Origin of the sequence: Vibrio fluvialis, assembly GCF_900460245.1 — a bacterium.
Lineage (GTDB): Bacteria > Pseudomonadota > Gammaproteobacteria > Enterobacterales > Vibrionaceae > Vibrio > Vibrio fluvialis.
Map to the genome: position 1 here is coordinate 2,494,305 of NZ_UHIP01000001.1, position 24,154 is coordinate 2,518,458.

Sequence of the window (24,154 nt, forward strand, 5' to 3'; positions counted from 1 at the left end):
AATGCTCGACAGCATTAAAGACAGTTTCACCGAAAGCATTCAAATTCAAATCGCCGCAGCCGAAGCGCTACCTGATGCGATTATGCACGCAGCACAAGCCATGGTGGCCAGCCTGCTCAACGGCAGCAAGATTCTGTGTTGTGGTAATGGCGGCTCCGCCTCTAATGCGCAGCAATTTACTTCCTGTTTAGTTAACCGTTTTGAAACTGAGCGCCCAAGCCTGCCAGCGATGGCACTAACCGCTGACAACACCACATTGACTGCCGTTGCCAACGACTATCACTATCAGGAAATTTTTTCTAAACAAGTACGTGCGTTTGGTCAGCCAGGCGATATTCTACTGGCCATCTCCACCAGTGGTAACAGCAAGAACATCATCAAAGCGATGGAAGCCGCGGTAACACGCGACATGACCATTATTGCTCTGACAGGCAAAGATGGCGGTGAAATGGCAGGCTTACTGGGAGAAAACGACGTCGAAATTCGTATTCCATCCCAACGTACCGCTCGTATTCAGGAAGTTCATATGGTCACGTTGCACTGTCTGTGTGACTTGATTGACCAGGTTCTGTTCCCCGCTCACGAAGAGTAATCGATGAAGACTTTACGCCTATTTGCCGTTCTGGCGACACTGATGACCTTATCCGGCTGCGCTGGACTGTTTATCGCTGGTGCTGCCACCACCGTTAACATTGCGACCGATCCGCGCTCCACTCAAGAAATCTGGAAAGACAGCAATCTGGAACTCGAAGTGACAGGGCTGAGTAATAAGCCACCGTTCCAGAATCAGATGCGTATTACCGCCAGTTCATTCCGAGGAACCGTGATTCTGATTGGCCAATCACGCACCCCTGAATTATTGGATCAATTTGTTGCTCAGGTGCAAAAGTTAAAAGATGTCAAAGAACTACACAATCAGGTAAAGATAAAAGCACCTTTGTCGTTTGGTGAAATCAGTAACGACAGCTGGATCACGACCAAAGTGAAATCAGCACTGCTGGCAAAATCAGAGCTTAATGGTGTGAAAGTCTCAGTGATTACCGAAGACCGTGAAGTTTATCTGTTGGGATACATTTCTCGTGAACATGCGAACATCGCGACAGACGTTGCGCGCAACATTTCAGGAGTAAAACAAGTAATTCGAGCCTTCGAATACGCGGACTAGCCTAATCTTCGGCATAAAAAAAGCAGCGTATTCACGCTGCTTTTTTGTTTTATCTTGCTGAGTTATTTTACAACACGCAAACTTGGCTTGCCTTTCGGGCGCGGTGCCTCATCAGATTCAGCAGTGTTTGCTGGTGCCTCTGACGTCACTTCGCTCAAACCACTTTCTGCTGGTTCTTCTTCATAGATACCCGCTTCTTGAGCATCCATGTAAGCTTCCTCAGGTTCAAACATTGTTCCTGCGCCGTTCTCACGAGCATAGATAGCCTGAATCGCGTACATAGGAACCACAACCAGATGTGGGCGACCGCCAAAGCGAGCATTGAAAGTCACCTCATCGTTGCCCAGCTCAAGGTTACCGACAGCTCGAGGAGCAACGTTCAGAATGATTTGACCATCCTGAACATATTCCATCGGTACTCTTACACCTTGCAGTGTGGCATCTACCACCAAATGTGGCGTCAGTTCATTTTCCAGCAACCAATCATAAAATGCGCGCAGCATAAATGGTCGGCGGGGAGTCATGTGTTCGATATCCATCAGACTACCATTAACGAACTAAACGCATCTCACGTTCAGCTTCTGTCAGAGAAGCCAAGAATGAATCACGTTCAAATACGCGGTTCATGTAAATCTTCAGCTCTTTTGAACCCGGGCCAATCAAATCGATACCCAGAACAGGCAAACGCCACAATAGCGGAGCCAGGTAACAATCGATCAGGCTGAATTCTTCACTCATGAAGTATTCGTATTCCGCAAATACTGGTGCAAGTGTCAGTAGATCGTTACGCAGTTTGACACGTGCCGATTCTGCTTCTTCAGCAGAACCCTTGATGATTTTGTTCGCCAGTGAATACCAGTTTCTCTCGATACGGTAAATCATCAGACGGCTGTTACCACGGGCAACAGGATACACTGGCATCAATGGTGGATGTGGAAAACGCTCATCAAGGTATTCCATGATGATTTTTGAGTCATAAAGCGCAAGCTCACGGTCAACCAGCGTTGGTACCGTTTTGTATGGGTTCAGCTCGATGAGATCCGCAGGTAGGTTATCTTCATCAACCAGCTCAACTTCAACACTGACACCTTTTTCAGCCAGCACAATACGAACCTGATGGCTATACATATCAGATGCACTTGAAAATAGAGTCATCACAGAACGTTTATTGGCAGCTACAGCCATGGAGCCCTCCAGCACACACTTACAGATATAAAAAAACAATGGAGGCTAAGCCTCCATTGATGATTCGATTAATCGAGAATTAGCACGACATCGTAGCACAATTAGTGCACATCACGCCAATACTCTTTCTTCAGCGCCACGACAACGATCGTCAGCAGAACAAGGAAGGCCATCACCCACCAGCCCATCGCCTGACGTTCAAGTTTCACTGGTTCACCGGAATATTCTAGGAAGTTCACCAGATCGCGAACAGCTTGATCGTATTCGCCAGTGCTCAGCTCACCATTGCCTTGCGATTTGGTGGCAACAACAGCTTTCACTTCTTCGCCATCAACCATGTGTGAACCGAAAACAGGTTCCGGAGTGCCTTGTAGTTCTTCAAGAACGTGTGGCATACCGACACTTGGGAAGACAATATTGTTCACGCCAAATGGACGACTTGGATCGGCATAGAATGAACGTAGGTAGGTGTATAACCAATCCACGCCACGCACACGAGCCACCAACGTCAGGTCAGGTGGTGGAGCACCAAACCATTTGGCCGCTGACTTATCCGGAATCGCGTTTTCCATCAGCTCACCGATCTTGGTTTGCGGATTGAAAATCAGATTCTCTTTCATCAGATCCGCTGGGATCCCCAAGTCTGTCGCCACGCGCTCATAACGTTGATACTGCGTTGAGTGACAACCGAAACAGTAGTTCATGAACAGTTTGGCGCCGCGTTGCAGAGAAGCGGTATCAGACAAGTCATTCCCCGCTTTATCCAGATGCACGTTACCGCCTGCTGCCATCGCCAATGAAGGCAGCATTGCAAACAAAATTACAATCCATTTTTTCATTTGAATGTCACCCTCTTTGGTAGTGGCTTGGTTGCTTCGTTTTTGCTGTAGAAGAACAGCAGAACGAAGAACATGAAGTAACCCAAACTAAAGATTCGAGCCAGTAAGGTATACGTTGGAGTTGCAGGAAGCGCACCCAAAACACCTAAGGCAATGAAACAAATGGTAAATTGAATGATGTTCGCCAGGTGAAGTTTGCTGCGGTAGCGGTATGAACGCACTTTACAGCGATCCAGCCAAGGCAAAACAAACAACACAACAATCGAGGCACCCATCGCGACAACGCCCAGCAGCTTATCCGGTACCGCACGCAGAATTGCGTAGAACGGTGTGAAGTACCAAACCGGAGCGATATGCGGTGGCGTTTTCAGCGGGTTTGCAGCTTCAAAGTTAGGCGGCTCAAGGAAGTACCCCCCCATCTCTGGGTTGAAGAACAGCACGTAACAGAACAAGAACAAGAAACCAGCGACACCCACCAGATCCTTCACCGTACCGTAAGGATGGAAAGGAATCGAATCGATGATGTCGTATTTCTTGGTGTAGTACTCGTGGAACTTGAACTGGCTCTGGTAATCGTCGCCCATCGTGCCTTTCGGCAGTTTGGTTTCGATACCATCCGGGTTGTTCGAACCCACTTCGTGCAGAGCAAGAATGTGCAGCACGATCAGCAGCAGCAGAACGATCGGCAATGCAATGACGTGCAGAGCAAAGAAACGGTTCAGTGTGGCGCCGGAGATAACGTAGTCACCACGAATCCATAGCGTCAGATCATCCCCGATAACCGGAATGGCACCGAACAGAGAAATGATTACCTGCGCACCCCAGTAAGACATCTGGCCCCAAGGCAGTAGGTAACCCATGAAAGCTTCTGCCATCAGCGCCAGGAAGATCAACATCCCGAAGATCCACAATAGCTCACGAGGTTTCTGGTATGAGCCGTAGATCAGACCACGGAACATATGCAGGTAGACCACGACAAAGAATGCCGATGCGCCAGTTGAGTGCATATAACGCAGCAACCAACCGTAATCCACATCACGCATGATGTATTCAACAGACGCAAACGCACCGTCACCAGACGGAACGTAGTTCATCGTCAGCCAGATACCAGTTAGGATCTGGTTAACCAGCACCAACATTGCCAAGGAACCAAAAAGGTACCAAAAGTTAAAGTTCTTCGGCATTGGGTATTCAGAAAGGTGCTTCTTATACGCATTCATTGCGGGCAGGCGTTTTTCCACCCAATCAAGTAGAGCTTGCATTATGCCTCCCCTGTTTCATCAAGGCCGATAACAATTCTGGTATCGCTCAGGTACATGTACTTTGGAATCACAAGGTTAAGTGGAGCAGGTACACCTTGGAATACACGACCAGCCATGTCGAATTTCGAACCGTGACATGGACAGAAGAAACCTGACTTAACCCCTTGAACTTGTTCGTTAAAAGAGTCAGGCAGATAGGTTGGTGAACAACCTAAGTGAGTACAGATACCGACGGCAATAAAGTATTCAGGCTTTATTGAGCGATAGGTATTTTGAGCGTAGGTAGGTTGTTGTTCTTCATTAGAGTTCGGATCACGAAGCTGATTGTCATGCTCTTTTAAAGCATTAACTACAGATTGAGAACGACGTACAACCCATACAGGTTTACCTCGCCACTCAACACGGACCATTTGCCCTTCTTCGAGTTTACTGATGTCAACCTCGACAGGGGCACCCGCCGCTTTCGCTTTCGCACTTGGGTTCCACGATTTGATAAAAGGTACGGCAACAGCAGCCGCTCCCAAACCACCCACAACAGCTGTTGTAGCGGTTAAGAAACGTCTGCGACCGTTGTTCAAAGGCGCATTGCTCATCCAGACATTCTCCCATTTGCTCCTTGTGGATTCCTGTTATTCCGCTTAAGAGCATGGCTAACAAAATACGGTTTTCGTTGTATTTATTTGATGTGAAATGATAAATAAAACCCTACTTTTTGACAAGATAAAGCTACCTTTTGGTAACATTCGTGCAGTAATTCGCACGCGAGGTCACAAAAGGGACATTATTGGAAGAAAGGGTGATGAAGTGACTTGTGAGAAAGGAATTTCTTTTGTGTAAATACACAAAAACTTTTGCGTAGAAAAACAAAAAGCCCGGCAAATGCCGAGCTTTTGAACCACATTCCAGTAACACTGGAAAGCGAGATTCTTTTCGTAATGAAAAGATTAACGCTTAGAGAACTGTGGACGACGACGTGCTTTACGTAGACCAACTTTCTTACGTTCAACGCGACGAGCGTCACGAGTAACGTAGCCAGCAGCACGTAGAACAGGACGTAGAGATTCATCGTATTCCATCAGAGCGCGAGTGATACCGTGACGGATAGCACCTGCTTGACCAGAAATACCACCACCTTTAACAGTGATGTACAGGTCTAGTTTCTCAACCATCTCAACCAGCTCTAGAGGTTGTTTAACAACCATGCGAGAAGTTGGACGACCGAAGTACTCATCAAGGCTACGCTTGTTGATTACGATGTTGCCGCTGCCTGGTTTAATAAAAACACGTGCAGCTGAGCTTTTGCGACGGCCAGTGCCGTAGTATTGATTCTCTGCCATTTCCGAAATCCCCGATTAGATGTCTAGTACTTTAGGTTGTTGAGCAGCGTGGTTGTGCTCAGCGCCTGCGTAAACTTTCAGCTTACGGTACATAGCACGGCCTAGAGGACCTTTTGGAAGCATACCTTTAACCGCTAGCTCAAGTACCATCTCTGGCTTACGCTCAATCAGCTTCTCGAAGCTGAATGACTTTAGGCCACCTGGGAATTCAGTGTGACGGTGGTACATCTTGTCTTTAGCTTTGTTACCAGTTACAGCAACTTTCTCCGCGTTTACAACGATGATGTAATCACCAGTGTCAACGTGTGGAGTGTATTCAGCTTTGTGTTTGCCACGTAGGCGAGATGCAATTTCACTTGCTAGACGGCCAAGAGTTTTACCTTCAGCGTCTACAACGTACCAGTCGCGTTTTACAGTTTCTGGTTTAGCAACGAAAGTTTTCATGCTAATAATAACCCGTTTAATCAAATTTACACTTAAAGGAGCATTCGCTCCCACTGTCTAAGAGCCCAGTCATCACCCCTTCGAGTGGGTGGCACTCTCGGTCTAAAAAGACCTGCAGTAACGGTGGGTCGCAGGATTATAGAGAAGAGCGCGGAAAAAATCACCTCTTTTTGCACAAAATCACAATTTTTTTCTTTGCCCTGTTTCTGGGAAAGATTGTTCTTAAGCCAGATGCTCTTTGGCCAAATAATCATGACTTTGCATTTCTATCAGCCTTGACTGGCAACGCTTAAACTCAAATTCCAGTTGCCCTTGAGTATAGAGGTCTTCCAATGCGACCTCCGCTGAAATAATCAGTTTCACATGACGTTCGTAGAACTCGTCGACTAAAGCGATAAAACGACGGGCAGCGTCATCCAACGTACGATCCATTTGTTTGACGTCCGCCAACAAAACGGTGTGATAGAGGCGAGACATTTCAATATAGTCGTTCTGGCTACGCGCTGTCTGGCACAACTGCGCAAATGAAGCATGCAACACGCCATCGCTGGCCTCAATCACTTTGAGTTTGCGATGATTAATCTCTATTTCATTCGCTTTCGGTTTGTCTTTGCCTACCAATTGACTGTAGTACTGGCAGAGATTTGCACTTGCCTGTCCATCCAGCGGGTAATGATAAATTTCCGCTTGCTCAAGAGTGCGCAGGCGGTAGTCGACCCCGCTGTCCACATTAAGAATATGACAGTTGGCTTCAATTAACGCGATTGCTGGCAAAAAGCGCGCGCGCTGCAAGCCATTACGATACAGATCGTGCGGAGGTATATTTGACGTCGCCACCAACACCACACCACGACGAAATAGCGCCTGGAACAACGTACCCAGAATCATCGCGTCGGTAATGTCAGAGACAAAAAACTCATCAAAACAAATGATCACTGCTTCCTGACTGAACTTATCTGCCACCAGTTCAAGCGGATCGCTGGTTTCACCCAGCTGTTTCAATTCATCATGCACGCGGTACATAAAGCGGTGGAAATGCACACGCATCTTTCGTTCAGTCGGCAATGCATCAAAGAACGTGTCCATCAAATAAGTTTTACCGCGTCCCACTCCGCCCCAAAAATAAAGTCCTTTAGGTGGCGTCGGTAACTGTTCTTTTTTTCCCATCAGTTTTTGCCAGCGCGAAGGTCGTACCACTGGTGTATTGAGGAATTCTGTCAGCTGATGATACAGAGCATCCAATCCATCGACGGCTCGGGCCTGCGCTTCATCTCTTTGAAAATCCGATCGTTTTAAATCTTGTTCGTATCGTTGCTTCGGTGTCATGAGTGTCTACTGCAAAAATGAAGGGCAAAAAACTGACGTTCAAAGCACATGCTTTTTGCTTTATCCGCCAACAGTCTCATAGTAACATGTCCCTACAACATGTGTAACCAACCAGTGAAAAACATGTTAAATAACAACAATAAGGAGCAGTTATGCCTTGGATTTATGCCATTGTGGGCTTGCTAGTGGGGATTGTTGCAGGGATCGTAATTGCTCGCCTGACTACCCCTCAGTACAAGACTCAGAAGTCCCTACAGAAAGACTTAGACAGCGCCAAATTTGAAATTGAACAGCATCGCCAAGAGCTGGCTGATCATTTCGCGCAGGCAGCTGAAATGCTCGATACTCTAGGTAAAGATTACACAAAACTTTACCAGCACATGGCGAAGACTTCGTCTGAGCTGTTACCCAATGTGCCAGAGCAAGATAATCCGTTTGTGAAAAAAATTGCTCAGCATAGCGGTAATGAAGTAGAAAATTCCGACGAGTCTTTCGAACAACCACCGAAAGACTACGCTCTGGGTGCAACCGGCCTTCTGAAACCTGAAGAGAAAGCGATCATTCACTCTTCAGAAGTGGTCAACGCACGCGCGAGTTGATCCGCCAGTCACTGAAATGAGTGACCACTGAACTTTGCAAAGGTTTTTGAGTCATAACTCTCACGAGTCTGTTGAAGATTTATATTTTGTAACAAATATAACTGTAACCAGGCGTTAATCTATGAGGAGTTTTATGATGAAAAAACCTTTGCTTGTCTTAACCGCTCTGTCTCTAAGCTTAAGTTCCATCATCACCCCCTTGCCGGCCTCTGCCGCGCTTCCGCTTTCCGTCAGTGGAGAGCAAGTACCCAGCCTAGCTCCTATGCTGGAAAAAGTCACTCCAGCCGTTGTCAGTATTGCGGTTGAAGGAACTCAGGTCTCTCGCCAACGCATTCCAGAGCAATTCCGATTCTTCTTTGGCCCGGATTTCCCCACTGAGCAATTACAGGAACGTCCATTCCGTGGTTTGGGCTCAGGCGTTGTGATTAACGCCAGTAAGGGCTATGTCGTAACCAACTATCACGTCATTAATGGCGCGGAGAAAATACGCGTTCAGCTGCATGATGGCCGTGAATATGATGCAGAACTGGTCGGCGGCGATCAGATGTCCGATATCGCTCTTCTCAAACTGGATAAAGCGAAAAATCTCACGGAAATTAAGATTGCAGATTCGGATCAACTACGAGTTGGCGATTTTGCCGTTGCGATCGGTAACCCGTTTGGTCTGGGTCAAACGGTAACATCAGGCATCGTTTCTGCGCTGGGCCGCAGTGGTCTGAATATCGAAAACTTCGAAAACTTCATTCAGACCGATGCAGCGATCAACAGCGGTAACTCAGGTGGTGCCTTGGTCAATCTCAATGGCGAGTTGATTGGTATCAACACCGCCATTCTGGGTCCGAATGGCGGTAACGTCGGCATCGGCTTTGCGATTCCATCCAATATGATGAAAAACCTCGCCGACCAAATTCTGGAATTTGGTGAAGTCAAACGCGGCATGCTAGGCGTTCAGGGTGGAGAAATCACCTCCGAACTGGCCGATGCATTAGGCTACGACTCGAGCAAAGGGGCATTCGTTAGTCAGGTGCTACCAGACAGTGCCGCCGATAAAGCAGGCCTCAAAGCGGGTGACATCATTGTTTCGGTCAACGGAAAAAAAATCGAAACCTTCGCCGAGCTTCGCGCCAAAGTCGCCACACTCGGTGCAGGCAAAACGGTCAAACTCGGTGTTATTCGTGATGGTAAAGAAAAAACCTACGACGTCACGCTGGGTGAACAAAGCAACAACAAGACCAAAGCAGATAAATTATATCAGGGCCTAACTGGCGCAGAGCTGAGCAATACCACTGACAGTGATTCCATTCAAGGCGTTAAAGTCACCGCGGTGGAGAAAGACTCCCCTGCTGAAGGTTATCAGTTGCAGAAAGATGACATCATTATCGGTGTGAACCGCAAACGAGTGAAAAACATTGCCGAGCTGCGAGCCGTACTTGAGAAAAATCCCAACGTACTGGCATTGAATATCCAACGTGGTGACCGCACCATCTACTTGGTTGTTCGTTAAGCAAAGTTTGGTTAGTTCAGAAAAGGGCAGCTTTATTACGCTGCCCTTTTGTTATTTCTCTAGGTAATGCTATTCTTCGAACTCGTTACTTATCCGTATCATCATAAGAGTATCAATGAGTAACCGTTGTATTTCGGTCTTTGAGTAAGTGGTTGAGGAATTTATGCTGAAATTTCTGGTTCGTTCAGTAGGGCTCGGGCTGGTCACTGCGGCCGTCGTGATCGCGGCAGTGCCATCGCTGCGCAGTCACGTGATTCCTGAAAAAAGTGCTCAACCCACGGATATCGGCTCGCTGCAGATCTCATTCAATGAGGCTGTCCGCCGCGCGGCGCCTGCCGTCGTCAATATCTATAGTCGTAAGTATTCAGAAAGCGATAAAACCAAGCTGTCGACGCAAGGGCTGGGATCTGGGGTGATTGTCAGCGAAAAAGGCTACATCATCACTAACTACCATGTTGTCGCTCAGGCAGATCAAATTATCGTTGCCTTGCAAGATGGTCGAGTCGCAGCGGCGCAGTTAGTCGGTAAAGATCGTCGCACCGATATCGCGGTACTGCGCGTGGAAGGAACGAATCTACCGGTAATTCCACAAAACCCCAACTACCAAGCCAAAGTAGGCGATGTCGTACTTGCGATTGGCAACCCCTACAACCTCGGTCAAACCACCACCTTTGGGATCATTTCCGCCACAGGCCGCTCTTCGATCAGCGCTGATGGTCGTCAGGCGTTTATTCAGACCGATGCCGCAATTAACGAAGGCAACTCCGGTGGAGCGCTGGTCAATACGCAAGGTGAATTGGTCGGTATCAATACGGCGTCATTTCAACAAGCCACAGACATGGAAACTTACGGCATCTCATTTGCGATCCCGTTTACCCTGGCCAGTAAAATCATGGATAAAATCATCGCGGACGGACGCGTCATTCGTGGTTATATCGGCGTCGATGGTCAAGACATTAACGCGGTGACCTCACGCCTGCTCGGCAGTGAACATATTGGCGGGATTGTGGTACTCGGTATTGATCCGAACGGCCCGGCCTCTCAGGCAGGCTTCCAGACACGAGACATCATCCTGAAAATTGATGGTCAGAAGATCAATGGCCGTCAGAGCGTGATGGATACCGTCACCGACCTACGTCCAGGTACGGTAGTCAATTTTACGCTGCTGCGTAAAGGTGAAGAGATCACGTTACCAGTCACGATTGCTGAAGATACTCGCGAATAATCTGTCTGTACACATCGCATAAACAAAAAAGCGGAGCCATTGGGCTCCGCTTTTTCATGAGAACGCGAGTTCTAGCATTATTTCTTAGCAAGCTTCTCTTTGATACGAGCTGCTTTACCAGATAGTTCGCGTAGGTAGTACAGTTTGGCACGACGTACTGCACCACGGCGTTTAACTTCGATGCTAGCCACTACTGGAGAGTGAGTTTGGAACGTACGCTCAACACCTTCACCGTTAGAGATCTTACGAACTGTGAAAGCAGAGTGTAGGCCACGGTTACGGATTGCGATTACAACGCCTTCAAAAGCCTGTAGACGCTCACGGTCACCTTCTTTTACCTTAACTTGAACAACAACAGTGTCACCTGGTGCAAATTGAGGTAGGTCTTGTTTCATTTGCTCTTGTTCAAGAGCCTTGATGATGTTACTCATTGTCTAAATTCCTAGAATAAACTGATACTAAATTTAATAGGTTACTGGGTCTGGGTCTCTTTGATGTACTCAGCCAGTAATTGTTCCTGTTCGTCAGTCAGAGCTAGGTTTTCCAGGAGCTCTGGTCTTCTCAGCCAAGTTCGGCCCAGCGACTGTTTCAGTCGCCAACGACGAATGTCCTCGTGATTACCGGATTTCAGCACCTGAGGCACTTCCTTTCCATCTAACACTTCCGGACGCGTATAGTGCGGACAATCCAACAGACCATTAGCAAAAGAATCTTCTTCTGCCGACGCAAAATCACCCAAAACCCCCGGAATAAACCGAGAGACAGAATCGATTAGCGTCATGGCCGGGAGTTCCCCGCCTGTCATCACAAAATCACCAATTGACCATTCTTCGTCAACTTCAGACTCGATGATGCGCTCATCTACCCCTTCGTAGCGGCCACAGATGAGAAGCAGGTTCTCATTGGTTGCCAGCTCTTCGACTCCCTGCTGATCGAGTTTTCGACCCTGAGGAGAAAGATAAATGACTTTCGTCTTTCCCGGTGCCGCCTGTTTGGCTGTCTGAATGGCATCACGCAAAGGTTGCACCATCATTAACATGCCAGGACCGCCACCGTAAGGTTTATCATCGACAGTGCGACGTTTGTCATGAGTGAAATCACGAGGATTCCAAGTCTCAACTGACAATAACCCTTTTTTTACCGCTTGACCTGTTACTCCGAAATCGGTAACGCTGCGGAACATTTCAGGAAATAGGCTAATTACGCCAACCCACATGTGTTCTCTGCCTTATCGATTCAGAATTTAAAACGCAGGATCCCAGTCAACTTCGATCCGTTGAGCCGTGCGATCAATATTTTTGATCACTTGCTCTTCAAGGAACGGAATCAATCGTTCCTTTTGGCCAAAAGCATCTTTCAGATTCGCCTTCACCACGAGAACATCGTTCGAACCAGTTTCTAACATGTCGACCACTTCACCAAGGTCATAGCCTTGAGTTGTCACGACTTGCATGCCGAACAATTCACGCCAGTAGAATTCATCTTCTGACAATTCAGGTAGTGATGCAGGGTCAATAGCGATTTCAAAGTTAGTCAGCAGATGCGCATCTTCACGGACATCAAGCCCCTGAAGTTTCACCACCATACCTTTGTTATGGCGTTTCCAGCCTTCTACTTTGTACTCGACCCATTCGCCTTTATGGTTAACAAACCACGGGCTGTAATCAAAAATGCTCTCAGCGTCGTCTGTATAGGAAAAAACCTTAAGCCAGCCACGAATGCCATAAGAAGCACCAAACTTACCTACAACAATTTTTTCGTCTTGCTTGCTCATCGTTTCTTTACCTTTCATCGACATAAACTAGTGCTACTTACTAAGTAAGAATTAAGCCGCTTTTTGAGCGTCTTTAACTAGCTTAGCTACGCGATCTGATACAGATGCGCCTTGTGAAACCCAGTGGTTCACGCGCTCTAGATCCAGGCGTAGGCCTTCTTCTTGACCTTGAGCTGTTGGGTTAAAGAAACCCACTTTCTCAATGAAACGGCCAGTAGAAGAGTTGCGGCTGTCAGCAACAACGATTTGATAGAATGGACGCTTTTTAGCGCCGTGACGTGCCAAACGAATGGTTACCATGTCGTCCTCTTTGCTTTCTCAAAAATAAAATTAACCCCAATAACCGCTTATCAGAAACAGTTTGGGGTCTCGTGCCAAAATAAAGCCCCGGAATTTTACTCTTATTCCGAGGCATTGCAAGGGTTTTAGCTATTTTTTCACCACCAAAAGTGGGGGCAAAATACCGTGAGCTCGATAACAGTTTGAAAACTTAGGATCAGAAAGTTGTCTCACTCACATGGATGCTTAGCGGCCGAAAAATCCGCCACCGAAGCCTCCGCCACCACCACCCATCAGGCCTTGCATGTTACGCATCATGCCTTTCATGCCGCCTTTTTGCATTTTCTTCATCATCTTCTGCATCTGCGTGAACTGCTTCAGCAGGCGATTAACATCCTGAACTTGCGTCCCTGAACCTGCCGCGATGCGTTTCTTACGTGAGCCTTTGATGAGTTCAGGGTTCTGACGCTCTTTCATGGTCATCGAACTGATGATCGCTTCCATCTGTTTGAACATACGGTCATCGACTTTGTCTTTGATGTCCGAAGGCAGCTGAGACATACCTGGCAGCTTATCCAGCATCCCCATCATGCCGCCCATGTTCTGCATCTGGCCTAGCTGTTCACGAAAATCTTCCAGATCGAAGCCTTTCTTCTCTTTGAATTTCTTCGCCAGTTTCTCGGCTTTTTCCTGGTCGACATTGCGTTGCAGATCTTCGATCAGCGACAGGACATCACCCATACCCAGAATACGTGAGGCCACGCGATCCGGGTGGAAAGGTTCCAGCGCGTCGGTTTTCTCACCCACACCAAGGAACTTGATCGGTTTCCCGGTAATATGACGCACGGACAGCGCAGCACCGCCACGGGCGTCACCGTCGACTTTCGTCAGAATCACACCGGTTAGCGGCAGTGCATCACCAAACGCCTTCGCCGTGTTGGCTGCATCCTGGCCGGTCATTGCATCGACCACAAATAGCGTTTCAACTGGCTTAATCGCTTTATGCAGATCTTGGATTTCGCCCATCATCTGCTCGTCAATCGCCAGACGGCCCGCGGTATCGACAATCAGCACATCAAAGAATTTCTTCTTCGCATGGTCAATCGCCGCATTAGCAATATCAATAGGCTTTTGATCCGGAGACGATGGGAAGAAATCCACCTCGAGATCATTGGCCAGCGTTTCCAACTGTTTGATCGCCGCAGGGCGATATACGTCAGCTGAAACCACCAGCACTTTCTTCTTATCGCGCTCTTTCAGCAGTTTCGACAGTTTACCGACCGAGGTGGTTTTACCCGCCCCCTGCAAACCCGCCATCAGAATCACTGCCGGTGGCTGAGCCGCCAGATTCAAAGCTTCATTGGACTCCCCCATCACCGCTTCGAGTTCACCGCGAACGATTTTGATGAATTCCTGGCCTGGCGTCAGGGATTTTGAAACTTCAACGCCAACCGCTTTCTCTTTTACGCGGCTGACAAATTCACGTACGACCGGCAACGCAACGTCTGCTTCCAGCAGAGCCATACGTACTTCGCGTAACGTCTCTTTAATGTTGTCTTCAGTAAGACGACCTTTACCGCTGATATTTTTCAGCGTTTTGGACAATCGATCCGTTAAATTCTCAAACATCTTTTTCTCTTCGCGATAAGGCGATTAATATCGGTGAGTATACCTTAGCCAAATGAATAGGCATACCCATTGCGAGGTTGCATCCACGTTTCTTTATAATATTGGGCTATATCGCGATATCTCAACTCTCAAAATCGATCACGATCCGGCGTAGCTCATTGGGGTTAGGCAGGGTATAATTCGCTAATTCAGCAACCATTTTTGTGAGAAGCATGGACAACTTAATCGCTATCGTTGCCGCCATCTTGTATGTACTGTCAATCGCGACGATCGTGCCAGGGCTGGCCAACCAAACCGGGATCAAAGCTAAAACGGTGTTTATCAGTGCCGCACTGGCGCTGTTGTTTCACGCTTGGCTGTTGAGTGACCTGATCCTGCACGGCAGTGGTCAAAACCTAAGTATCCTCAACGTGGCCTCGCTGATCAGCTTTATTATTTCACTGGTCATGAGCCTGGCAATGTTCAAAGCACGACTGTGGTTTTTACTGCCAGTGGTGTACAGCTTCTCTGCCATTAATCTGTCAGCGGCGGCGTTCCTACCCGGAACCTTCATTACCCATTTGGAAAATGATCCCAAGCTGATGTTTCACATTTCTTTAGCACTCTTCTCCTACTCTACCTTGTCGATTGGTGCTCTCTATGCGCTGCAGCTAGCCTGGCTGGACTACAAGCTGAAGAAGAAAAAAGGGCTGACCATTAACCCTAACCTGCCGCCACTGCTCATGGTCGAGCGTCAGCTGTTTAAGATCATTCTGATCGGTAACCTGCTGCTGACCGGGACACTGATCACTGGTTTTGTGTTCGTACAGGATATGTTTGCCCAAGGGAAAGCGCACAAAGGCATACTCTCCTTCATTGCCTGGATTGTGTATTCCATCCTGCTTTGGGGTCACTATCAGAAAGGCTGGCGCGGACGCAAAGTTACCTGGTTTGCTGTTGCCGGTGCGACCTTACTGACGCTGGCGTACTTTGGCAGCCGATTTGTCAGAGAGATTATTCTGCGCTAAGGTCAACGGGTTAGACCTTAATCGACATTGACACCCCGCCTGGGATAGGCCATTAATTACCGAAAACAGTTATAAGGAAAACAAGCGTTTTGGACGACATATCAACGGGTATCTTATTTGCGCTACTCGCGTGTCTTATTATTATTTCCGCCTACTTCTCCGGTTCAGAGACAGGCATGATGTCGCTGAACCGTTATCGCCTAAAGCACTTAGCGAACACTGGCCACAAAGGGGCCAAACGCGTTGAAAAGCTGCTTGGCCGTCCTGACCGTTTGATCGGCCTGATTCTGATCGGTAACAACCTGGTTAACATTCTGGCCTCCGCAATCGCCACCATTTTGGGCATGCGCTTGTATGGCGATATCGGCGTTGCGATTGCTACTGGTGTGCTCACCTTAGTGATTCTGGTGTTTGCCGAAGTCACGCCGAAAACACTGGCGGCGCTGTATCCGGAACGCGTCTCTTACGCCAGCAGTATTCTGCTCTCTATTCTGATGAAAGTGATGTCGCCGCTGGTGGTGTTTGTCAACTTTATTACCAACGGTTTTATTCGTCTGCTGGGTCTGTCTGCGCAGCATGGTGGCGATGACCCGCTCAGCTCAGAAGAACTGCGTACGGTGGTGAATGAGGCTGGCGGCCTGATCCCACGCCGCCACCAGGACATGTTGCTGTCGATCCTCGATCTGGAACACGTTACCGTCAACGACATTATGATTCCGCGCAATGAAATTACTGGCATCAACATTAACGATGACTGGAAATCAATTGTGCGTCAGCTAACCCACTCACCTCATGGCCGAGTGGTGTTGTATCGCGATCATATTGATGAAGTGGTCGGCATGTTGCGTTTGCGTGAAGCGGCGCGCTTCGTGTTGGAGAAAAATGAGTTCACCAAAGAAACGTTATTGCGTGCCGCCGATGAAGTGTATTTCATTCCGGAAGGCACACCACTTAACGTGCAGTTGCTTAAGTTCCAACGCAACAAAGAGCGCATCGGCCTCATCGTGGATGAGTACGGTGACATTATTGGTCTCATCACCTTGGAAGATATTCTGGAAGAGATTGTCGGCGAGTTCACCACATCCATTGCGCCGAGTTTAGCGGATGAAATTACACCGCAAGGCGATGGCAGCTTTTTGATTGAAGGCAGCGCCAATATTCGTGATATCAACAAGAGCCTGAAGTGGAAATTCCCGACCGATGGTCCACGCACACTGAACGGTTTGATTCTGGAACATCTCGAAGAGATTCCAGCCAGTCACCTGAGTGTCAAAGTCGCTGGTCACCCAATGGAGATCGTCGAGCTGGAAGAAAACCGTATCAAACTGGTTCGAGTGTATCCACGCAAAAATAAGAAGGCGTAGCGTTACTCGCACTCACAACGCATACAAAAAAGGCTTGGTCATCCCAAGCCTTTTTCTCGTTCTTAGCCTTAGTGTACTTTCAGCTCTTTCAACATTGACTCTGGCAGTGCCAGTTCATCATTCTTGTTGACCTGAATGCCTGCGGCAATCACTTTCTCTGCAATCGCTTTAGCTTCCGTCAGCGAGTGCATCGCTGCCGTACCACACTGGTATTCGTTCAGTTCAGGAATCTTGTCCTGACTTTCCACCTTCAGAACATCTTGCATTGCAGCCAACCAAGCGGCAGCCACCTGTTCTTCACTTGGCGCACCAATCAGGCTCATGTAAAAACCTGTACGGCAGCCCATTGGGGAAATATCGATGATTTCCACGTTCGCACCGTTCAGATGCGCGCGCATAAAGCCCGCGTAAAGATGCTCAAGAGTGTGAATCCCTTTCTCTGACAGAATGTCTTTGTTTGGCATCGTAAAACGCAGGTCAAACACCGTAATGGTGTCGCCTTTTGGCGTCTGCATGGTTTTCGCAACACGCACAGCCGGTGCGTTCATGCGAGTGTGATCGACGGTAAAACTGTCTAATAATGGCATTGTCCTTTCTCCATTGCATGCCAGTTCAGAAAAACCAGCTTCGGTTGTCTTCTAATTCCTGACGGCACTGTTTCAGTTGCCATCCGTAGTCTTTTGCCTGTTGCTCGACTTTACGAGCCACTTTGATCAAAGTCGGTTTCGATTGGTAACTTTTGCGTTTAAAGCCACCTCGTCCTTCATGATAAGCGAGATATTGATGATAGGTATCCCACTTCGATACCCCAAGTGTTTTTTGTGTTTCGCTGGTGTACCAGCCGATAAACATTAACGAATCATCAAAATTGGTGCGCGAACCGCCGTAGTCCGTGGCTCGCAGGAAATCGTCCCAGGCAGGGTCTTGCGCCTGAGCATAGCCATAAGCACTGCTGACCCGACCCCATGGAATAAAACCCAATAGATAATCTTTCGGTGGCTTCGCATCATGGCGGAAACTGCTTTCCTGTTTGATGATCGCCATTGCAATCTGAATCGGAGTCCCCCATTCATCCTGCATCTCCACCGCATCTTCATACCACTGCGGCTTTTCACGAAAGATTTCACATAGGTTGTTCTGTTTGCTGGGTGGCGACGTCGCACACCCCGCCAAAAGCAGAAGTGTGCTAACAGATAACCATTTCGCCACCGCCATGTTATTTCAGGTAGGCAAAGTAGTGTTCAAGAAAGGCATCAAAGCTGAGTTCGTCTTGTTGCTCAATCTGCTTCTGAGCTGCCACAGAACGCACTACTTCCTCTTCCATCAACTGGGCAGAGTATGCCTCGTATTGATGATTCAGGTTATGTTCACGGTATTTAAGCCCCAGCGCACACCCCGTTTTCCCTAATCCGCCGTGCTGTTTGGTCAGCTCCAGAATTTGTGCTGACAACGTACGTTCCGGATGATCGATCCAACTTTCCAGCTCGCGACACACATCCTGATATGCACTGCAGCCATGCACTGAATCCATCAGTTCAGCAATCAGAGACAAATCAGCAAATACGCGTTTGGCCCAGGCTTGCAGCGACAATTTCTCACCGTGACAGCCAATTTGCAGTTCCAGACCAGGCTTACGCCCTTCCAGTACTACTTTGCTCCAGTTATCACGCCAACATTCCAGTTCGCAATTGTCCATCGGATCTGAATCCGACAGCGCAGTCCAAGTCAGGAATAGGTCGAGGAAACGAACCTGCTGCTCGGTAATACCGACCGGGCTGAATGGGTTCACATCCAGCGAACGAACTTCGATGTATTCCACGCCACCACGAGCCAGCGCTTCAGACGGCTTTTCGCCACTTTTTGCCACACGTTTAGGACGGATCGGAGCATACAGTTCATTTTCAATCTGCAGTACATTGCTATTGAGCTGACGGTACTCACCATCTACTTTCACCCCAATGCGGGCAAACTCATCGGAAGGTGTGCGAATGGCCGCATTGAGGCCAGTCAGATATTGCTCAATTCCATTGAAACCAATTCGCAGCACACTTTGCGCGTGGTTGGTGTAACCCAGATCGCTCAAACGCAGTGATGTCGCATGCGGCAGATACAACGTATGGCCGATGTTCTCAAACTCTAGTGACGTTTCGCGCCCCTGAATGAACGACGAACACAGCGCAGGTGAAGCACCAAAGAAATAAGGAATTAACCAGCCAAAGCGGTAATAGTTACGGATCAGCGCAAAATAGGCGTCCGATTTCGTGGCCTGACGCTCTTCCTCTGACTGTTCACCATACAGGGCATCCCAGAACGAATCCGGGAAGGAAAAGTTGAAATGCACACCAGAAATGATTTGCATCAGGCTGCCGTAACGGCGTTTGAGGCCCGTACGGTATAGTGTTTTCATGCGTCCGGAGTTGGAAGTGCCATATTGCGCCAGCGTAATATCGTCTTCGCTGCCGACATAACACGGCATTGAGAGCGGCCACAATTTTTCTTCACCAATCTTCGTCTGGGCAAAATGATGAATGTCCGCCAGTTGCGACATCAGCGCCTGAACGTCATGAGAAACCGGAGTGATGAACTCCAGCAGAGATTCTGCGAAATCCGTCGTGATCCAGTTATTGGTCAGTGCCGAACCCAGTGCTGTTGGATGAGGTGTTTGAGCAATTGCCCCCTCAGGAGTGTAACGCAGCGTTTCACGTTCAACGCCTCGGCCAAACTGTTGAAACACTTCAGGTTGATTAGCAACTCGTTCAAGTCGCGCGGCAAAATTAGTCAAAATGAGATTCGCTTATATGTGTATAAATCCAATGAAGCTGAGCTTAACCCGCCACGATAGAAGCAGGAGGCGGAACTTCGCCTCCTCTTTAATGTGTACTCTAGCGGATGATTTCAAGCTCTTCTACGGGAATAGTTAACTTTTCTAGCTGTGGCTTCAGCGATTTGGCATCTCCCACAACAATGATTTGATAATCCGCGGGTACAAACCATTTCGCCGCCAGTTCATCCAGTGTCGACTTATCCACGCTTTTGACGATGTCATTGCGTTGCTGCAGATAATCTTTATCTAAGCTGTAAGTCAGAATACTACTGAGTAACTGCGCTTTCTGTGATGGCGTTTCGTAACTCAGAGCATCTTGTTGACCGACCGCGAGGCGTAAAAATTTCATTTCCTCGTTGGTCATTCCTTGTTTGCTGAAGCGATCCATCTCTTTTTCCATCTCAATGATCGATGGCACAGTCGAGTCGGCGCGCACTTGAGCATTGAACACAATCCCACCGACCTCTCGGTTGCTGACAAAATAGCTGCTGGCACCATAGGTGTAGCCTTTGTCCTCACGCAGGTTCTGGTTGATACGGCTGTTGAAGTTGCCCGCCAGATTAAAGTTGGCAAGCTGGCTGAGATAAAGCTCACCAGTGGCATCAAACGGCAACCCACGACGCACCAGGCGAACAATGGTTTGTGGCGCTCCCGGCTTGTCGACTAAGTAGATTTTCTGACCACCGAGATTCGGCACCACTTGCGGACGCAGAAGCGGAGACGCCTCTCCGTGCCAGTTGGCAAAGAACTGCAGTTGCTTGCGCACTTCGCGTTTACCGATATCTCCCACAACCACAATCTGCGCGCCATGTGGCGTGTAGTATTTACGGTAGAAATTCTTCACATCATCAAGTGTCAGAGCCGCAATCGAAGCTTCCGTACCATCACTGGCCCGAGCAAAAATAGAATCCCCGAACAATACCTGACGTGTCGCCTGCGAAGCCAGCCAGCTAGGCTGCTGATGCTGGTACACCACGCCCTGGATCATCTGCTGCTTGATGCGGTTAAAGTCCTCTTTTCTGAAGCCAGGTTTGAACAGCACCTCTTCAACCACATTCATGGTTTCGGCCAGGTTCTTTTTCAAGCTCGAAATCACAATGCTGGTTGAATACGCATTGGCATTGACGCTGACCTGAGAACCTAACTTATCCAGTTGTGCCTGAATCTGTTCTACACCGCGGGTGGTGGAACCTTCTTCCAGCATTGCTGCGGTCAGATTGGCTAACCCTTCTTTGCCCGGCACCACGTGGCGTTCCCCCGCTGGCAGTTTGATTTCCACCAGCACGGTTGGCGTTTCGGTCGTCTGGGTGCCCAGCAGTTCTGCTCCGTTGTCAAAGTAGATGTCATACAGCGGCGGCATATGCGCCTGCACAGCTTCTGCGACTTTAGGCATTAGTGAACGATCGAAATTGTCCTTCACTGCGCGATAATGAAGGTCACTGTCGCTAATTTTGTGATACTCAGGTACAGCCCGCTCTGGCGGTGTAAAGTTATCCGCTTGAACCGCCAGTTGCGTTTGACCTTTTGGCACGACGCTCAGTGTGACTTTATGCTGACCATCGAGGTACTGGTTAAACACCTGCGACACCGACTGCGGAGAGACGGCGCGTAATTCGGCCAATTGCGTTTCGATGCGATCCGGCTGACCGTAGAAAGTCTGGTTACTCGCTAACTGAGTGACTTTGCCTTGCACACTTTCCAGCGCAAATACCGCGTTGGCTTCCGCCATGCCGTTAATCTGCTCCAGACGTGCTTTATCAACACCCGATTGCTTGAATTGCTGCAACGTCTGCATCAATTCGTGATACAGCGGTTTAAGCTGTGCTTTGTCACCTGAAGGTGCCATCGCGTAAACGTAGAAAGTACACGCCAGCTCCGCACAATCCTGGAAGGCACCCGCATCAACCGCTTTTTGCGTTTTAACCAGATTCTGATAGAGCAGACTGTTGGATCCGCTACCCAACACTTTTGCTAAGGCGTCCAATGAGGCCTGATCCTCGGCACCGCGATACGCAGTTGGCCAGCCAATCACCACCATAGGTTGCTGAATACGATCCTGCAGGGTGATAAAACGATCCTGCGGTAAGCTCGCTGGCTGCTTCGGTGCATTATCCACTTCTGGTCCTTTCGGAATCGAGCCAAAGTATTTGCTCACCCACGCCAGCGTTTTATCCACATCAATATCACCACCAATGGTTAATACCGCATTGTTCGGTCCGTACCAGCGCAGGAAAAAAGCTTTCAGATCATTGACGTCAACCCAATCCAGATCTTGCACGTAACCAATCGTTTGCCAGGAATATGGGTGACCTTCCGGATAGATGGCCTCACTCATTTTCTCCCAGATCAAACCATAGGGACGGTTGTCATAGTTTTGCGCGCGCTCGTTTTTCACTGTATCGCGCTGAATTTCGAATTTGCGCTGCGACACCGCATCCAGCAAAAAGCCCATGCGATCCGATTCCAGCCACAACACTTTTTCCAATTGATTGGACGGCACCGTCTCGTAGTAGTTGGTGCGGTCACGGTTGGTGGTACCATTCAATGAACCACCCGCTTCAGTAATGATACGGAAATGCTGTTGATCGCCGACATGTTTCGAGCCCTGGAACATCATGTGTTCGAAGAAATGGGCAAATCCGGACTTACCCGCCACTTCGCGCGCTGAGCCTACATGGTAAGTCACATCCACATGCACCAATGGATCAGAGTGATCCGGCGACAGAATCACCGTCAACCCATTATCAAGACGGTACTTGGAGTACGGGATCATCACTTTTCCCGGTTGTGCATCCACTTTTTCAACCAGTGAAACACCGGAAGGTAGAGATGAGAAAAGCGAAACAGGTGCCGTTGTCGATGTGCAGCCGTACAAGGCGATAAGAGAAAAAGCACCAAACCAGAGTTTTCTCATGACTTCTCCTTAGAAAAAACCATAAAAGAGAGCAGCCAGCAGCGAATAACGTAATGCTTTACCAATCAGAATAAGAGTAAAGACGGGAAACCAATTCATGCGAAGCCAGCCAGCTGCCAGACAGAGAGGGTCGCCAATGATTGGCAACCAACTAAACAGCAACGCCCAATAGCCGTGTTTATTCAGCCAGGCTAATGCTTTATGACCTTGTTTTTCGTGTTCAGTTCGGTTGGGCAGCCATAAACCCAACCAATAGTTGGTGACACCACCGAGGGTATTACCCACAGTGGCGACCACAATCACCCAAAATACGGAATATTGTTGCAGAGATAAGGTCGCAACCAGTGCCGCCTCTGACCCGCCGGGCAACAGGGTCGCACTCAGAAAGCCCCCGAGGAACAGCACCCAGAGGGCGGAATTGGAAAACAGCAGTGCCAGTTCGGTAAAGCCAGAGTTAAACCACTCTAGCATTGCATATCAAGCAACACCTTGCCTCGAGTGTGCCCGGACTCAATCTGAGTGTGAGCTTGCTGCACGTCACTCATCGGATACACCTGTTGAATTTCGGTCTTCAATAGCCCGACACTAACCATGTACAACATGGTATTGAGCTGCTCGGGATTGGGATCCACCAGCATACCGGTGGCTTCAAAGCCGAGCATTTTCGCTTTCTCGCAAATAAGCTCCGCACTCAACGTCGGTACCGTCACCACGCGGGCATTATCGTTAAGACATTTGAGTGCGTCCAGCGCCGCATCGCCGCCGACCAGATCAATCAGGACATCGACTTGTTCGAGACGCTGGGAAACCGGCGCAAAATTATAGTTGATCGCATGCGCGCCCAAGGTCGCCAGATAATCAAGATTGCTTTCGCTACAGGTGGTATACACTTCGGCTTTCGCCGCAATCGCGATTTGCACCGCCAGATGACCAACCCCTCCGGCACCAGCGAGAATTAGCACGCGGTCGCCTTCTTTGACCTGCGCTTTATTGAGCGCCTGCGCAGCGGTTTGCCCCGCCAGAGGCAAGACGGCAGCGGCTTCTAGCGTCACTGCATCGGGGATGATGCTGAGTTCTTTTTCTGGTACACACACATATTGGCTGTAACCGCCGCCGCGCAGCGGAAAGCCAATAAAGCCAGCCACATTGACCCCGGCTTTGAGCTCACTGACTTCACTTCCCACTCTGACCACTGTGCCAGAGATGTCATAGCCCGGAACCCAAGGAAGGTTGTCTTTGTTCTGCGCCGCCGCCCAACCAAGACCAGCACGAGTTTTCACATCGATAGGGTTGATGCCCGCAAATGCGACTTTCACTAACACTTCACCCGCCTGAGGCTCAGGAATAGCGGAGGTTTGAATCGCGAGCACTTCCGGCCCGCCGAACTGGGTAATTGCGATCTGCTTGTTGTCCATTTCCAGGGTCCCTATCGAGGCAAATAAAAAGGGATGCCGAAGCATCCCCTTGAATATATACC

At 48.8% G+C, this 24,154-nt stretch carries 26 protein-coding genes; 7 read left to right on the plus strand and 19 right to left on the minus strand.

The window, feature by feature from the left end; genetic code table 11:
• Window position 1 precedes the first annotated feature (1 nt).
• Both DYA43_RS11630 and DYA43_RS11635 read left to right on the plus strand, forming a co-directional pair.
• Entirely contained in the window at window positions 2-592 is a 591-nt protein-coding gene (locus tag DYA43_RS11630; RefSeq protein WP_020330470.1) for a phosphoheptose isomerase, read from the plus strand.
• Between the two features lie 3 nt (window positions 593-595).
• Window positions 596-1,165, plus strand: coding sequence for a BON domain-containing protein (locus tag DYA43_RS11635; RefSeq protein ID WP_020330469.1), 570 nt, complete (start codon window positions 596-598; stop codon window positions 1,163-1,165).
• Window positions 1,166-1,227: 62 nt separating this feature from the next.
• Here the strand turns inward: DYA43_RS11635 and sspB are convergent, their stop codons facing one another.
• From sspB to zapE, 8 genes are all read right to left on the minus strand, one after another.
• Window positions 1,228-1,704: a ClpXP protease specificity-enhancing factor gene (gene sspB, locus DYA43_RS11640; protein WP_061056871.1), complete on the minus strand. Its 477-nt coding sequence runs from the start codon at window positions 1,702-1,704 to the stop codon at window positions 1,228-1,230.
• A 10-nt stretch (window positions 1,705-1,714) separates the two neighbouring features.
• A complete protein-coding gene (sspA, locus tag DYA43_RS11645; protein ID WP_020330467.1) occupies window positions 1,715-2,350 on the minus strand; it encodes a stringent starvation protein SspA in 636 nt (211 codons plus the stop codon).
• Between the two features lie 101 nt (window positions 2,351-2,451).
• Window positions 2,452-3,189 (minus strand): cytochrome c1, encoded by a 738-nt coding sequence (locus DYA43_RS11650; protein ID WP_032082332.1) that lies wholly within the window; start codon window positions 3,187-3,189, stop codon window positions 2,452-2,454.
• Window positions 3,186-4,451 carry a cytochrome b gene (locus tag DYA43_RS11655; protein ID WP_020330465.1) on the minus strand — a complete coding sequence of 422 codons (1,266 nt, stop codon included), beginning with the start codon at window positions 4,449-4,451 and terminating at the stop codon, window positions 3,186-3,188. Before DYA43_RS11655 ends, DYA43_RS11650 begins: the two co-directional genes overlap by 4 nt.
• Window positions 4,451-5,044 (minus strand): ubiquinol-cytochrome c reductase iron-sulfur subunit, encoded by a 594-nt coding sequence (petA, locus tag DYA43_RS11660; RefSeq protein WP_020330463.1) that lies wholly within the window; start codon window positions 5,042-5,044, stop codon window positions 4,451-4,453. Before petA ends, DYA43_RS11655 begins: the two co-directional genes overlap by 1 nt.
• Window positions 5,045-5,395: 351 nt before the next feature.
• On the minus strand, window positions 5,396-5,788 hold the full coding sequence (gene rpsI / locus DYA43_RS11665; RefSeq protein ID WP_004723802.1) for a 30S ribosomal protein S9: 393 nt from the start codon (window positions 5,786-5,788) through the stop codon (window positions 5,396-5,398).
• A 15-nt stretch (window positions 5,789-5,803) separates the two neighbouring features.
• Window positions 5,804-6,232: a 50S ribosomal protein L13 gene (gene rplM / locus DYA43_RS11670; RefSeq protein ID WP_020330462.1), complete on the minus strand. Its 429-nt coding sequence runs from the start codon at window positions 6,230-6,232 to the stop codon at window positions 5,804-5,806.
• 222 nt (window positions 6,233-6,454) lie between these two features.
• Window positions 6,455-7,558 (minus strand): cell division protein ZapE, encoded by a 1,104-nt coding sequence (gene zapE, locus DYA43_RS11680; RefSeq protein WP_020330461.1) that lies wholly within the window; start codon window positions 7,556-7,558, stop codon window positions 6,455-6,457.
• 152 nt (window positions 7,559-7,710) lie between these two features.
• On the opposite strand from zapE, the gene zapG reads away from it, so the two are divergent.
• The 3 genes from zapG to degS all read left to right on the plus strand — a co-directional run bounded on the left by zapG (window position 7,711) and on the right by degS (window position 10,886).
• Entirely contained in the window at window positions 7,711-8,157 is a 447-nt protein-coding gene (gene zapG / locus DYA43_RS11685; RefSeq protein ID WP_020330460.1) for a Z-ring associated protein ZapG, read from the plus strand.
• Window positions 8,158-8,293: 136 nt separating this feature from the next.
• Window positions 8,294-9,661: a DegQ family serine endoprotease gene (locus DYA43_RS11690; protein ID WP_032082328.1), complete on the plus strand. Its 1,368-nt coding sequence runs from the start codon at window positions 8,294-8,296 to the stop codon at window positions 9,659-9,661.
• 163 nt (window positions 9,662-9,824) lie between these two features.
• Window positions 9,825-10,886 (plus strand): outer membrane-stress sensor serine endopeptidase DegS, encoded by a 1,062-nt coding sequence (gene degS / locus DYA43_RS11695; RefSeq protein WP_020330458.1) that lies wholly within the window; start codon window positions 9,825-9,827, stop codon window positions 10,884-10,886.
• 77 nt (window positions 10,887-10,963) lie between these two features.
• On the opposite strand, the gene rplS is transcribed toward degS, so the two are convergent.
• The 5 genes from rplS to ffh form a co-directional block, all read right to left on the minus strand.
• Window positions 10,964-11,317: a 50S ribosomal protein L19 gene (gene rplS, locus DYA43_RS11700; RefSeq protein WP_020330457.1), complete on the minus strand. Its 354-nt coding sequence runs from the start codon at window positions 11,315-11,317 to the stop codon at window positions 10,964-10,966.
• A 41-nt stretch (window positions 11,318-11,358) separates the two neighbouring features.
• On the minus strand, window positions 11,359-12,102 hold the full coding sequence (trmD, locus tag DYA43_RS11705; protein ID WP_020330456.1) for a tRNA (guanosine(37)-N1)-methyltransferase TrmD: 744 nt from the start codon (window positions 12,100-12,102) through the stop codon (window positions 11,359-11,361).
• 27 nt (window positions 12,103-12,129) lie between these two features.
• Entirely contained in the window at window positions 12,130-12,684 is a 555-nt protein-coding gene (gene rimM, locus DYA43_RS11710; protein ID WP_020330455.1) for a ribosome maturation factor RimM, read from the minus strand.
• A gap of 27 nt (window positions 12,685-12,711) precedes the next feature.
• The gene (rpsP, locus tag DYA43_RS11715) at window positions 12,712-12,960 is read right to left on the minus strand and encodes a 30S ribosomal protein S16 (protein ID WP_020330454.1); all 249 of its coding nucleotides are present in this window, start codon (window positions 12,958-12,960) and stop codon (window positions 12,712-12,714) included.
• Window positions 12,961-13,185: 225 nt separating this feature from the next.
• Window positions 13,186-14,568 carry a signal recognition particle protein gene (gene ffh / locus DYA43_RS11720; protein ID WP_020330453.1) on the minus strand — a complete coding sequence of 461 codons (1,383 nt, stop codon included), beginning with the start codon at window positions 14,566-14,568 and terminating at the stop codon, window positions 13,186-13,188.
• 212 nt (window positions 14,569-14,780) lie between these two features.
• On the opposite strand from ffh, the gene DYA43_RS11725 reads away from it, so the two are divergent.
• Together DYA43_RS11725 and DYA43_RS11730 are read left to right on the plus strand one after the other, a co-directional pair.
• Window positions 14,781-15,575, plus strand: a complete 795-nt coding sequence (locus tag DYA43_RS11725) for a cytochrome C assembly family protein (protein WP_020330452.1) — start codon at window positions 14,781-14,783, stop codon at window positions 15,573-15,575.
• 89 nt (window positions 15,576-15,664) lie between these two features.
• Complete coding sequence (locus DYA43_RS11730; protein WP_020330450.1) at window positions 15,665-16,939, plus strand: HlyC/CorC family transporter; 1,275 nt, start codon at window positions 15,665-15,667, stop codon at window positions 16,937-16,939.
• Between the two features lie 68 nt (window positions 16,940-17,007).
• Here DYA43_RS11730 and luxS read toward each other — a convergent pair whose 3' ends face one another.
• From luxS to DYA43_RS11760, 6 genes are all read right to left on the minus strand, one after another.
• Window positions 17,008-17,526, minus strand: coding sequence for an S-ribosylhomocysteine lyase (gene luxS, locus DYA43_RS11735; RefSeq protein ID WP_020330449.1), 519 nt, complete (start codon window positions 17,524-17,526; stop codon window positions 17,008-17,010).
• 25 nt (window positions 17,527-17,551) lie between these two features.
• Window positions 17,552-18,154, minus strand: coding sequence for a transglycosylase SLT domain-containing protein (locus DYA43_RS11740; protein ID WP_061056872.1), 603 nt, complete (start codon window positions 18,152-18,154; stop codon window positions 17,552-17,554).
• 1 nt (window position 18,155) lies between these two features.
• Window positions 18,156-19,721 (minus strand): glutamate--cysteine ligase, encoded by a 1,566-nt coding sequence (gshA, locus tag DYA43_RS11745; RefSeq protein ID WP_061056873.1) that lies wholly within the window; start codon window positions 19,719-19,721, stop codon window positions 18,156-18,158.
• A gap of 100 nt (window positions 19,722-19,821) precedes the next feature.
• Window positions 19,822-22,677, minus strand: a complete 2,856-nt coding sequence (locus tag DYA43_RS11750) for a M16 family metallopeptidase (protein ID WP_061056874.1) — start codon at window positions 22,675-22,677, stop codon at window positions 19,822-19,824.
• 9 nt (window positions 22,678-22,686) lie between these two features.
• Complete coding sequence (locus DYA43_RS11755; protein ID WP_024374271.1) at window positions 22,687-23,148, minus strand: YqaA family protein; 462 nt, start codon at window positions 23,146-23,148, stop codon at window positions 22,687-22,689.
• Window positions 23,142-24,092 (minus strand): NADP-dependent oxidoreductase, encoded by a 951-nt coding sequence (locus DYA43_RS11760; protein WP_020330444.1) that lies wholly within the window; start codon window positions 24,090-24,092, stop codon window positions 23,142-23,144. Before DYA43_RS11760 ends, DYA43_RS11755 begins: the two co-directional genes overlap by 7 nt.
• Between the last annotated feature and the right edge of the window lie 62 nt (window positions 24,093-24,154).